Source organism: Senegalia massiliensis (genome assembly GCF_009911265.1).
Classification (GTDB): Bacteria; Bacillota; Clostridia; order Tissierellales; family SIT17; genus Anaeromonas; species Anaeromonas massiliensis_A.
Genome location: NZ_QXXA01000004.1, coordinates 250598 through 264572 on the forward strand (window position 1 = coordinate 250598; position 13975 = coordinate 264572).

Consider the following 13975-nt stretch of genomic DNA (forward strand, 5'->3'; position numbering starts at 1 on the left):
TTTTTATTTTAACTAAAATGACTTGTATCCCCATACATTTTTATATCAAATTTATCATTTTCTGCTTCTACTATTGTAAGGCTAGTATTAGGTAATACTTGTTCTTTCCATAAGTTATCTATAGTTCTACCTTCAACATACATCATTATAATTGCAAGTACTATCCCATGAGCTACTATAAGTACTTTGCCATCATGTTGTTTTTTAATATCTTCTATTGCAGGAACAACTCTATTATATACATCTTCATATGATTCTCCACTATTAGGCTTGTAATCCATTGGAGAGTTCCATAAATTATCAAACATTTTAAAATGTTTTTTCTTTATTTCATCTCCTTTAATGCCTTCCCAGTCACCAAAATTCATCTCTTTTAATCTATCATCTGTGACTATATTAATTTTCCTATCTCCTTTTATTATATTTGCAGTATCATATGCACGTGGTTGAGGACTAGAATATATTGCTTCAAATTCAACTTCTTTTAACCTCTCTCTTAAATTTTCTGCATCTTTTATTCCTTTTTCTGTCAACGGAGATCCCATCTGTCCTTGAAATCGCGCCTCAATATTCCACTGAGTTTGACCATGTCTTGTTAAATATAATTTTGTCATATAAATCACCTCTAAATTTTATTCATAATACTATATTACCCTATAATTAATAATTAATCTAATAATATACTATGATTATTTAAAATATAATTAGGATATATATATGTTGTTAGTGTATAATATAATTGATATAAATTTATTAGGAGATGATATTGTGAGTGAAAAGCCAATTGTAACTATTGAAATGGAAAGTGGAGATAAAATTAAACTAGAGCTATATCCTGATATAGCTAAAAATACAGTTAATAATTTTATTTCTTTAATAAAAGAAAACTTTTATGATGGTCTTATTTTTCATAGAATTATAAAAGGATTCATGATTCAAGGTGGTTGTCCTCAAGGTAGTGGAACAGGTGGACCTGGATATAGTATAAAAGGTGAATTTAGTGGTAATGGTATTAAAAACGATCTTAAACATGAAAAGGGAATTATTTCTATGGCAAGATCAGCTCATCCTGATTCAGCTGGTAGTCAATTTTTTATAATGCATAAAGATTCTCCACATCTAGATGGTCAATATGCGGCATTTGGAAAAGTAATAGAAGGAATAGAAATAATAGATAAAATAGCAGAAATGGAAACCGGATACAACGACAGACCTTTAGATGAGCCAAAAATAAATTCAATGACTATCGATTTAAATGGATATGAATTTAATGAACCAAACAAAATAAAATAATAGGCTAAATTTAGCCTATTATTTTATTTTGTTTTATTTAAGAAAAATATTGCAAGGGTACCTGGTCCTGAATGTGCTCCTATAGAACACCCTATCATATTAATTACAAACTCTTTAATTCCAAACTTTTCTTTCATCATATTTTTTAATTCATTAGCTTTTTCTAAATCATCTCCATGACTTATAGCAACTGTTTGATCTTTTAAATCTACTCCTCTTTTATCCATTATTTCTATCATTCTTTTCATAACCTTACTTGAACCTCTGACTTTTTCAATAGGTATTAGTTTACCTTCTTCTACATTTAATATAGGCTTTATGCTTAAAAGTCCACCTACAAATGCTTGAGTTTTACTTACTCTACCACCTCTATAAAGATATTCTAAATTATCTACTGTAAAGACATGCTCCATATGATTACTGTAAAAATCAATTTGTTCTAAAATCTCATTTATAGTTTTTCCTTCTTTTGCTAAAGATGCTGCTCTATGTACTATAAGACCACAACCAAGTGAAGCAGCAAGTGTATCATAAACCTCTATTTTTGATTCAGGATATTCTTCTAATACCTCTTCTTTCATAAGATAACCGGTATTAAAAGTACCTGATAATTGTGATGAAAATCCTATATAAATAATTTCTCTATTTTGTTTAGCATATTTAATGAAAGTATTTTTAAATGTTCCTGGAGATACTTGTGCTGTTTTTGGAGCTTTTCCATCTTTCATGAGTTTATAAAGCCCTTTAGGATTCATATCAACACCATCGCCATATTCTTTATCATCTATTATCACAGATAAAGGTAATATTTCTATATCTAATTCTTTTATTATTTCTTTTGGTAAATCACATCCACTATCTGCAATTATTTTTACAGTCATATAATCATCTCCTATTTTTTATAGTTTTGATACACCATTTCAACATGAGGTATATCATCTTCTAAATATACATTTGAAACTTTTTCAAATCCTAAGTTTTCGTAAAAACCAATTAAATATTCTTGAGCAGAAATTCTAATTATATTATATCTTAAATTATTTATTATAAAATCAATAGCTTTATTCATCATCTCTATAGCAAGACCATTACCCCTCTGATTTTTATCTACTAAAACTCTTCCTATTGAAATATTTTCAAAGGATATCCCAGGCTCTAATATTCTTAAATATGCAATAACATTCATATCTTTTTTTAAAAAGATATGATAAGAGTCTTTATCTCTATTATCTATTTCATCATAAGGACAGTTTTGTTCTACAACAAAAACATCTATTCGCTTTTTTAATATTTCATATAGTTCATCTTTAGTTAATTCATCATAAGTTTTTATTATCCACTCCATTTCATCACTCCTAAAAATTTATATCTTATTATTAGTAATATATATTATTGCTCTTAAATAAATTATACTATAAGGTTATAATTCTTTCCATCATATAGATAAATAAGAGGTGATTTAATGAGTAAAATTTTTTTCATTAGAAAAAAAACATTATATCTATTGATAGGTGCTTTAATACTTCTAATAGCAATATTAGCAGGTTCAGCACTAATTTAACTTAAAATCTAAAGAATAAGGCCCTAATTTCGGGCCTTAAAGTTTTGCTATTCATTTGTTTCAAAAACTTCTTTATTTTCCTTTTTAGTTTTTTCTAAATTTTTAAATGCTACAGCAAGCATAAGCTTTATACGGTTTAATTGATTTACTTCGCTTGCTCCAGGATCATAATCTATAGCTGCTATATTTGATTTAGGATATGACTTTCTTAATTTTTTAATCATTCCTTTTCCTGTTATATGATTAGGAAGACATGCAAATGGTTGTAAACAAACTATATTTTCTACTCCTTCTTCTATCAATTCCACCATTTCAGCAGTTAAAAACCACCCTTCCCCTGTTTGATGTCCAAGTGATAAATGTTCTTTTGCTGATTCAGCAAGTTCTATTATCTTTTTAGGTTCATTAAACCTTTTACTTTTCTTCAATGCTTTTTTCATATCTTTACGTAAAAATTCAATAGCTTTTATTGAAATATTGCCTAAAAATTTATTTTTTAAACTACCAGACAATTTTTCATATTTAAAATTATTATTATATGAAGAATATAAAAAGAAATCTAATAAATCAGGCACTACTGCTTCTGCTCCTTCTTCTTCTAGTAATTCCACTATATTATTATTTGCAGTTGGATGAAATTTAACAAGTATTTCTCCTACCACTCCTACTTTAGGCTTAAGCATATCTTCATTTATATCTAATTTATCAAAGTCATCTACTATAGAATAAATATTATTTTTAAAATCATCTGTATCTTCACTTGATAAACTAATTTTACATTTATCCATCCAATATCTATACAACTTATCTGATGATCCTTTAACTTTTTCATATGGTCTAACTTTATATAATACCCTCATAAGCAAATCACCATATACAAGAGATTTTACCATTTTTATAGCCATTTTTAAACTTACATTAAATCCTGGTTGTTCCTCTAATCCTGATGCATTAAGTGAAATTACTGGTATATGATTTAATCCAGCATCTTTTAAAGCCTTTCTTATAAAAGCTATATAGTTTGTAGCTCTACACCCTCCACCTGTTTGAGATATTATCACTGAAGTGTTATTTAAGTCATATTTACCAGACTTTAAAGCATTCATAATTTGACCTATTGTTATAATAGAAGGATAACATGCATCATTATTAACATATCTAAGTCCCTCATCTATAGCTTTATAGTCCACTGATGGTAAGATCTCTAAATTATATCCTACACTTTTTACTGAAGCTTCTAATAACTCAAAATGAATAGGGGCCATTTGAGGTGCTAATATAGTATGAGTTTTTTTCATTTCTTTTGTAAACAATTTTCTCTTATCATTATCATATACTTTTTTAGGAATGAAGTTTTGGTTGTCTCTTTCATCCATAGCAGCTATAAGTGACCTAATTCTAATTTTAATAGCACCTAAATTATTTATTTCATCTATTTTTAAAACAGTATAAATTTTCCCATATTGTTCTAAAATCTCATTTACCTGATCAGTAGTTACTGCATCTAAACCACAACCAAAAGAATTCAATTGAACAAGTTCTAAATTCTTTGTTTTTGCTACAAACTCTGCTGCTCTATACATTCTAGAATGATATACCCATTGATCTACCACTCTAATTGGTCTTTTTACTTCTTCAATATCATCTATAGCATCTTCTGGAATTACAGCAATACCAAAGGAATTTATCATTTGTGGTATTCCATGATTAATCTCTGGATCTATATGATAAGGTCTACCTGTTAAAACTATTCCTTTAATATTATTTTTTTCAATGTATTCTAAAGTTCTTCTACCTTGCTTTTTAACATCCTGTTTAAATTTATCTAATTCTTTATATGCAGCTTCTACTGCATACTTTATTTCTTTTTTAGATAAACCTTCTTCTTGTAATTCTTCTATTAATCTTTTAATTAATTTATCTTTGTTATCTAATGGTAAGAAAGGATTATAAAATTTGATATTCTTATCATTTATATCTTCTACATTTGCCTTTAATGTTTCAGGATAAGAAATTACAATAGGACAATTATAATGATTGTCGGAATTCTTATCTTCTTTAATATTAAAAGGAATACAAGGATAAAATATTTTATCCACTCCTTTGTCTATCAAATCCATTATATGACCATGTGTTAATTTAGCTGGATAACAAACTGATTCAGAAGGTATACTATCCATTCCCATTTCATAAACCTCTTTAGAAGATCTTCGAGATATTCTAACTCTATAACCCAATTCAGTAAATAAAGTAAACCAAAAAGGATAATCTTCATACATATTTAATGCTCGAGGTATTCCAATTTCACCTCTTATAGCTTCATCTTTTGAAAGAGGCTTATATTTAAATAATCTTTTATATTTATATTCATATAAATTTGGAATATCATTATTCTTTTTTTCTAATCCTGCTCCTCTTTCACACCTATTTCCTGATATATATTTCCTGCCATCAGAAAAATTATTAATAGTCAGTAGACAGTTATTCCCGCAAAGTTTACATCTATCTATATTAATATCTATTTTAAAATCATCAATCTTTTCTTTTGTTATTAATGTAGATTTGTGATTAAAATTATATTTTTCTTTTGCAATAAGAGCTGCTCCAAATGCTCCCATTATACCAGCAATATCTGGCCTTACAACTTCTCTTTCTGAAATAATCTCTAAAGCCCTTAAAACTGCATCATTATAAAATGTTCCTCCTTGAACAACTATTTTTTCACCTAATTCTTCAGGTGAACGAAGTCTAATAACTTTATATAATGCATTTTTTACAACTGATATTGAAATACCTGCTGATATATCTCCTATATCTGCCCCTTCTTTTTGTGATTGTTTAACTCTTGAATTCATAAATACTGTACATCTACTACCTAGATCTACAGGATGCTTTGAAAATAAGGCTTCTTTTGCAAAATTTTTAATATCCATATTCAAAGATTTTGCAAAAGTTTCTATGAAAGATCCACATCCAGAAGAACACGCTTCATTCAACATAATGGAATCTATAACACCCTTTTTAATTTTCAAACTTTTCATATCTTGACCACCGATATCTAATATAAAATCTACACCTGGAAGGAAAAAATCAGCTGCCTTATAATGTGCTACAGTTTCTATTTCCCCTATATCGATTTTTAAAGCAGATTTTATTAAATGTTCTCCATATCCTGTAACTGTAGAATTAACTATATGGATATTATCATTTAATTTATTATACAAGTCTTTTAAAGCTCTTATGCTGGAGTTTAAAGGACTACCTGTGTTACTTCCATAATAAGAATATAAAAGCCTTCCTTTCTCATCTATTAATGCCAATTTGGTCGTGGTAGAACCTGCATCTATTCCTAAAAATGCATTTCCTTTATAGTCTTTTAATTCTATTCTCTCAACTCTATTCTTGTCATGACGTGATTTAAAAACTTTATATTCATTTTCACTCTCAAATAATGGCTTAATTTTTTGTACTTCTCCTCTATTCATTTTATATATTCCTGGTACTCTCTCATACAAACACTCAAATTGAACAGGTTCTTGTTTTCTAGAAGAAAGAGCCGCTCCCATTGCAACAAAGTACTGAGAATCTTCAGGAAATATTATATCTTCATCTTTTAATTTTAATGTTTCTTTAAATCTTTTTCTAAGTTCAGACATAAAATATAATGGACCACCTAAAAGAGCTACACTTCCTTTTATAGGTTTTCCTTGTGATAACCCACTTATTGTTTGATTTACTATCGCTTGAAGAACTGAAGCTGCAATATCTTCTTTTCTTGCACCTTCATTTAATAAAGGTTGTATATCAGTTTTTGCAAAAACTCCACATCTAGATGCAATAGGATAAATTGTTTTATATTTTTTTGCAAGTTCATTTAATCCAGATGCATCAGTTTCTAATAGTGAAGCCATTTGATCTATAAACGCACCTGTTCCTCCTGCACAAGTTCCATTCATCCTTTGCTCTAATCCTTCACCAAGATAAGTTATTTTAGCATCTTCACCACCTAATTCTATAGCTACATCTGCTTGTGGAATATATTTTTCTATAGAACTAGTACATGCTACAACCTCCTGTATAAATTCAGCATTTAAGTTTTTAGATATTGAAAGACCTCCTGAACCCGTTATTAAAACTGTAATTCTTTTCTTATGTAATACTTTTTGAGCATCTGAAAACATTGATATAACTGATTTTTTAATATCAGAAAAATGCCTTATATAATTTTTATAGAGTATATTAAACTTAGAATCTAAAACTATCATTTTTATAGTAGTAGATCCTATATCTAAACCTACATTTAATATATCGTACATATTAAGCCCTCCACGTACCAACATTTATTTTGTTTGTTATTATTTATATTACTATAATCAATGATTAATACTTTTTAGCTAGATTTAATTATATTAACTATACTATTTATTTTTAATTAAATTGTTCAATTTATATTTAATCTTCTACTTTTCTTTGTGGTACATTGAGATATGTTAATGATTCTTCAATTACTTCTTTAGTTATAGGTGCGGCTAATGCTCCACCATAATGAACTCTTCCCTTTGGCTCATCTATAATAGTCAAAACAGAAAGCCTTGGATCATCCATAGGAGCAACTCCTACAAAAGAAGCTATATGTTTACCATTTACATATTTTCCATCAATGGCTTTTTGACTAGTTCCAGTTTTACCACCTACTCTATACCCTTCTATATACGCATTTTTTCCAGAACCATTAGAAACTACAGATTCCATCATATCCATCATAGTTGCAGCTGTTTTTTTAGATATAATCTGCCTTTTATAAGTTGACTCAAATTCTTTTATTACTTCCCCTTCATCATCTAATATGTTCTTTACAATTCTTGGAGTCATTAACTTACCATCATTTGCTATGGAAGAAACTGCATTTATAAGTTGAATAGGAGTTACAGCTATACCTTGTCCAAACGACATGGTAGCTATATCAATATCTTTCATTGTCTTTTCACTTTTAACTAATCCTCCAATTTCAGAAGGCAACTCTACACCTGTCAAGTCTCCCATTCCAAAAGCTTTTGCATATTCTACTATTTTTTCTTTCCCTAATCGCAAACCTAATACTACTGGTACCTCATTACATGAATTTTCAAGTGCTTCCTCTAATGTTTGTTCTCCATGTGCTTTTAGACAAGTTATATTTCCAGGAACTTGAGTAACTTTACCATCACAGAAGAACTTTTCATTTGTATTTACAAGACCTTCTTCTAAACTTGCTGCTGCAATTAATAATTTAAATGTTGAACCTGGTTCATATATATCTGATACAAGAGTGTTCTTCCACATATCATATAATGTGTTTTCTTTTTCTTCCCAACTTTTTTCACTAAATTTTTCTTTATATTCTTCTCCTAAATCTATCCAAGGAGACTGAGGATCATAATTTAAAACCATTCTATCGTTTGGATTATATCCAGGTTTAGAAGCCATAGCAAGAATTTCACCAGTTTTAGGGTCCATTACAAGTACTGATGCTCTTTTTGCTTTATTATCTTTTAAAGCTTTTTCTGCTCCATTCTCAGCAAAATGTTGTATTCTCTCATCTATAGTTAATACTAAGTTATTACCATTTTCAGGTTCATATTTTTTTTGATAATTATATGGAAGTTCCATCCTATTCCCATCTACTGTTTTAATCCATCTACCAGGATTACCCATCAATATTTCATTAAAATATTTTTCTATTCCATATTGACCAACTCCATCTCTATTAGTGTTTCCAATAACTTGAGATAGAAAATCATCAAAAGGATAATATCTCTTACTTGTTTCATCAACACTAACTCCTATTAAACTTTCTTGTTTCAATTTTTCTGCCTTTTCTGTTTCTACGTATCTTTTTATCTCATACCAATTTTTGTCTGATCTTAATGCCGTTTCGACCTTTTCTTTTTCTATATCTATTATTTTTGAAATCTTATTTATGTAATCTTCATGTTTTTCTTCAGATATGTTTTGAGGCATAATAGATACAGTATATAGAGAAATGCTAGTAGATAATTTTTTACCATTTCTATCATATATATCTCCTCTATTAGGCTTCAATTCTATATCTCTAGTCCATTGATGAATAGCTTTACTACTTAAGCTATCACTTTGCACAATCTGTAAATAACCTAGTCTTATTATAAAAATAAATACTAGGGTCGACAAGATTAATGAAGATATTATTAATCTATTTTTTATAATCTTACTATACCTTTTCTTCTTCATAATTGTCCTCCGTTTCTTTAAGTATATTTTACCACAGCAAGAAGAAATTTTCACCTTTTATGCATAAAAATAGACCAGCGTTGCTGGTCTATTTAGGGGGAGTTTAAATGAATTTAAGTTTTAAAATATCAAATATTAACTTATTATTATTAGATGATAATTATTATCATTAACATCCTATTCTTATATTACCCTTTCTTATTTTTATTAAACATTTATTTTAAATCTTTTATTTCTATGAAAGTTTTATCTTCAGAATTCATATCATATTGAACATACAATGAAACTTTTTTATAATCAGGTGATATCTTAGCATCTACATTTAAAATATTTTCCCCATAATTTTCCTTGAAATTAACCAAGTTACTTATATTTAAATTTTCATCGACAACAAATATTCCTTCATCAGTAACAATATATATATCATTATTATTAAAACTAATATCATATACATATCCTATATTTTCTGATAAAATTTTCCCTTTATTAATGTCCATAATATTTATATTTTTAACATCTTTATCAATATCCATGAATAAAAAAAGTCCATTCTCAAGTAATTTTAAAGGCGTGATTTTGTGCACAGGATAGTCTTCACTTATATCAATTTGATCTTTAAGTACTGTATGTTTTTTTTCATTTAATATAGATATATGTTCTACATTACCATCTATTTTTTTTACATTTCTATTTATAATATCATTTAGCTCTTTTATTTCTGCAGTCTCTATAATAATTGAACCACTCTCTTGTGTCCAATAAATTCTTGAAGTAGTTAATTTCCCTTCTAAATCAACTACTTTCAATTTTTTAGTGTCAGTATTATATATTCCTATCTTATCAGATAAAAGATAATTCATCTCTAAATCATTTAATATATATTCATCATATTTAGATGATTGAATTAAAAATGCTAGTTTTTTACCGTCATGAGACCAAGTAGGAAGAGTTAATTTACTATCTCCAAATTTTAATTCTTTTTCTATTCCTTTATTTATATCTATTACATTTATAATATCATCTCTACCTGGTATTTGAGATACAATATGTATAGAGTCAGGACTCCAGCTAGCTGCAAGATATGAATACACATAATCAATATCAGGTATATAATTTGCATCTTTAAATTTATCATTTTCTAAATAGTATATAAATCTTTCATTACTTTCTAGATTACTATTTCTCGGTATTCCATTTACAATAATTTTTTTACCATCTGGAGAAACATTATACCATTCTTGAGATTCAGATATTTTTTTCTTCTTATCTTTATCTTTCATATAAAATAATCCATCAAATCCATCATTTGAATATACTATACCTTCTTCATTTGCTCTTTTCCATTCCCAAATAACTCCATCAATATGGAATGTTTCTTCAAGCTTTTGATCTTCTGCATTATATTTGTAAATTATATTTTTAATATTTTCATCTTCAAATGTCAAATTAAAACTAAAAGAATTATTATTAGTCCAAGATAAATCTGTTATAGGATTTATTGATTCTAATTTTGATTTTATATATGTTTTATCACCTTGTTTTTCTATATATATTTTTTCATCTTTATTTTCTTCATTTTCTTTTTTAGAATCTTTAGTTTTTTTATTTTCTTTCTCTTCATTGTTTCTACTGTTTTCTTCATCCTCTTTTTCTATTACAATTATTTTTTTTATTCCTTCTATATCTTTTTCATCTAAAGTAAGTGAAATTATAAGCGCTATAGTTATAATACAAAAAAACAAAAGAATTTTTTTGTCTTTCATATTTTCACCCCCCATTTTATAATATTTAATCTAGTTTTACTTTATACCATACTTTATTTATACCCACTTATTATTTTGATATAGTAGATTTTTGGTTACAATAATATTACAATTATTAATAACAAAAAAGAAGCATAGAAAGATTTTTCTATACTTCTTTTAATATTAAATATCATCAACTGATGTCATTGCATTTTGAATCTTTTTTATAGATTGTTCCTTGAGGCATTCCATATGATAGGATTTTTTGATTTTTACGTCATAAATCAATTCTTTATCCAATGGATTGTCCTGGCAAATATAACATGTATTTTCATTCCCCATAAACTTCTTTAATATACCCATTTTTAGCCCCCTAACTTAATTCAAGTTTTTTTCTAAAGTTTTCCATTGGACTCTATATTGTAATTATATTATATTTTTCCTCAAAAAGATAATTAATATTTTATTTCATTTTATTACTTTTTTGCCTCATCATTTCAAATGCAATTATTGAAGTTGCTGAAGTAACTGCAAGTGAAATTCCTTCATCCCTACCATAAGGAATACTAATTATAGTATCTGCTTTATCTAAAAACGATCTAGTTATTCCTCTTTTTTCCCCACCAATAAGTAAAAATGTAGGTCTATCTAAATTTACATCATATAATGATTGCGAATCTTTCTTTGCAGTAGCTGCTATATTTAATCCATTTCTACTAAAAAATTCTGCAGCATAATCTATATCTTCTGCTATAGCCATAGGCATAAGTTCTGTAGTACCTGCTGAAGCTTTAGCAACAATACTAGTAGCTTCCATCCAGTTTCTTGGCTTTACTACTACCCCATCTACTCCAGCTAAATAAAGACTTCTTACTGCATATCCAAAATTATATGGATCTTCTATACCATCTAACATTACAATAAAAGGATTATTATTATCTTCAATAAGGTTTTCTAAAGTTAAAAATTTCTTTTCGCTAACCTTAGCTATAATACCACCATGAGTTTTCCCCTTTGTCATATCATCAATTACTTCACTGTCTACTTTTTTTATTTTAATACCTTTTCTATCTATCCAACTAATAAAACTTTTAATTCTTCTACTCTTTTTATTTTTATCAACATAAATCCGACTAATTCTTCTACTTTTTGCTTTTATAGCAGATTCTATAGATAATTTTCCTTCTAATATATATTCTTTTGTCATGTAACCACCTTTCTTTATTATATATTATACTTTAATTTAATAAATATTAAAATATAAAAATAAAATGCGACAATTGTCGCATTTTACTAAGTTTTAATTGTAGATTCTATGATCAATTGCTCCTTCATACCAATATTTTCCTTAGTATCAACTAAATATTTACTAATCAATATCATATTACTAACCTCCTTTACCTTAAAATTTATTTATTAAATTCTATTTTAATATATTCATCTAATCCACAATCTCTTTTTATAGAACTCATATTTATTAGTCTATCAATTGTATTATGCATAATTTCACCTCCTATTATATAACTTAATTTTTTACTTTTCTTCATAAGAATCAATTTTATAACCTAATTCTTCTTCTATACCATCATAAACCTTAAACATAATATCACCACCTATACTCTTTAATGGCTAATACTTACATGATTCTATTTTTTTAAATAAATCTAATTCTGTTGATTCTTTTGAAACATTTACAATATTGCTAGTTTCAAATACTAAAAACATGATATCACCTCACCTCTTTATTAATATGTGTAACAACAATAGATTGTTACATTTATTACAAATAGACAACAAAAAACCGCAGTATTAACTGCGGTTTCTTCTAAAGACACAAAAATAGCCGCAGTTCTGCGGCTATTTAAATATCTAATTGTAAAAGTATATAAATAAATCGCAGTATTCCTGCGATGTTTATTACAAATATAATTTATGTAAAGCTAATTTAATTATAAATCGCAGGTCGTTTTTTATATTCAATTTTTTTAATTTTTAATTCATTTCTTATCATCATCTAAACGACCTCCTTTAATTTATTTGTTATAATTGTATCACATAAATTTTCCTATTACAACTATTTTTTTAGAAAATTTTTATTTTTCTTTATATATTCATCTACTCTTTTATTATATTCTTTCCTTATATTTTTTATTACTCTATTTTTAGCTGAATTATATTTTCTATCATCAACTACTTTTATCGGTAATACTCCGACAGATGTGCCACTCATAAAAATACCATCAATATTATTAAGCTCTTCTATTTTTAAATTTTTTTCAACTATATTTACATCTAAACTTTCACACGCTTTTAATATATTAGCCCTTGTAACTCCTAAAAGTACTTCTCCTTTTGGAGCTGTATAAACTTCATTTTCTTTTATAAAAAACATATTTGAACGACTTCCTTCTGTAATATATCCTTTTTCATCTATAAGTAATGCTTCATATGCATTTTTTTGTTTTAACTCTTCTTTTACTTTTGTTTTAAAAGTATTATTTACTTTCTTAACATTAGGTAAATCTCTCATAGCCTTAATTGTAATAGTAGCTACACCTTCATCATATATTCTTTCCTCTGGATAATTACTTTTTATAAAAAGGAATACAGATTCAAAATTATCACCATAATAATTTAATATAATTTTTATATTCATATTGAATTCATCATTTTTGCTTATAAGTTTATAAATATTTTCTCTTATGCTTTCTTCATTTATTTGAGATTCATATCCTATCAAATCAATAGATTTTTTTAATCTTTCTATATGTTCTTCTAGAAAAAGAGGTACTCCATTAATAACTCTAATAACCTCATATACTTTTTCTCCTTCTTTTAATTTTAATTCTTTATTATTAGACACTTCATTGTTATAAATAAAGAACTCTTTGTTAGTTTCTATATTCATTTCACACTACCACCTTTTTTACTTGATTTATACCTTTAGTATACCAAATATATTGATAATATAAAATCTAAAACCATATATTATATTGAATAAAATAACTCTACATACACAAAATATATTATAAGTACAAAATAATAAAAATACCCTTTACAAATGATTTTCATATGCTATAATAAAAGCAAAAGTTATTGTATACAATATTCAGTATCCAAAAAATAA

The 13975-nt window shown here is 26.8% G+C and carries 10 protein-coding genes; 1 reads left to right on the forward strand and 9 read right to left on the reverse strand.

All coding sequences use genetic code 11. The features are described from left to right. Nucleotides 1-8 precede the first annotated feature (8 nt). Nucleotides 9-614 carry a histidine phosphatase family protein gene (locus D3Z33_RS03540; RefSeq protein WP_160196401.1) on the reverse strand — a complete coding sequence of 202 codons (606 nt, stop codon included), beginning with the start codon at nucleotides 612-614 and terminating at the stop codon, nucleotides 9-11. A 184-nt stretch (nucleotides 615-798) separates the two neighbouring features. On the opposite strand from D3Z33_RS03540, the gene D3Z33_RS03545 reads away from it, so the two are divergent. Further along, nucleotides 799-1293, forward strand: coding sequence for a peptidylprolyl isomerase (locus D3Z33_RS03545; RefSeq protein ID WP_243153412.1), 495 nt, complete (start codon nucleotides 799-801; stop codon nucleotides 1291-1293). Nucleotides 1294-1316: 23 nt separating this feature from the next. Here the strand turns inward: D3Z33_RS03545 and D3Z33_RS03550 are convergent, their stop codons facing one another. From D3Z33_RS03550 to D3Z33_RS03585, 8 genes are all read right to left on the reverse strand, one after another. Further along, nucleotides 1317-2174 carry a DegV family protein gene (locus D3Z33_RS03550; protein ID WP_160196403.1) on the reverse strand — a complete coding sequence of 286 codons (858 nt, stop codon included), beginning with the start codon at nucleotides 2172-2174 and terminating at the stop codon, nucleotides 1317-1319. A gap of 11 nt (nucleotides 2175-2185) precedes the next feature. Further along, nucleotides 2186-2638, reverse strand: coding sequence for a GNAT family N-acetyltransferase (locus tag D3Z33_RS03555; protein WP_160196404.1), 453 nt, complete (start codon nucleotides 2636-2638; stop codon nucleotides 2186-2188). Between the two features lie 263 nt (nucleotides 2639-2901). Continuing rightward, the gene (locus D3Z33_RS03560) at nucleotides 2902-7170 is read right to left on the reverse strand and encodes a 2-hydroxyacyl-CoA dehydratase (protein ID WP_160196405.1); all 4269 of its coding nucleotides are present in this window, start codon (nucleotides 7168-7170) and stop codon (nucleotides 2902-2904) included. A 136-nt stretch (nucleotides 7171-7306) separates the two neighbouring features. Continuing rightward, entirely contained in the window at nucleotides 7307-9103 is a 1797-nt protein-coding gene (locus tag D3Z33_RS03565; protein WP_160196406.1) for a peptidoglycan D,D-transpeptidase FtsI family protein, read from the reverse strand. Nucleotides 9104-9318: 215 nt separating this feature from the next. Further along, nucleotides 9319-10866: a TolB family protein gene (locus D3Z33_RS03570; RefSeq protein WP_160196407.1), complete on the reverse strand. Its 1548-nt coding sequence runs from the start codon at nucleotides 10864-10866 to the stop codon at nucleotides 9319-9321. 165 nt (nucleotides 10867-11031) lie between these two features. Next, complete coding sequence (locus tag D3Z33_RS03575) at nucleotides 11032-11211, reverse strand: hypothetical protein (RefSeq protein ID WP_160196408.1); 180 nt, start codon at nucleotides 11209-11211, stop codon at nucleotides 11032-11034. A gap of 100 nt (nucleotides 11212-11311) precedes the next feature. After that, on the reverse strand, nucleotides 11312-12055 hold the full coding sequence (gene rlmB / locus D3Z33_RS03580) for a 23S rRNA (guanosine(2251)-2'-O)-methyltransferase RlmB (protein WP_160196409.1): 744 nt from the start codon (nucleotides 12053-12055) through the stop codon (nucleotides 11312-11314). Nucleotides 12056-12922: 867 nt separating this feature from the next. Further along, a complete protein-coding gene (locus tag D3Z33_RS03585; RefSeq protein WP_160196410.1) occupies nucleotides 12923-13756 on the reverse strand; it encodes an aminotransferase class IV in 834 nt (277 codons plus the stop codon). Nucleotides 13757-13975 lie beyond the last annotated feature (219 nt).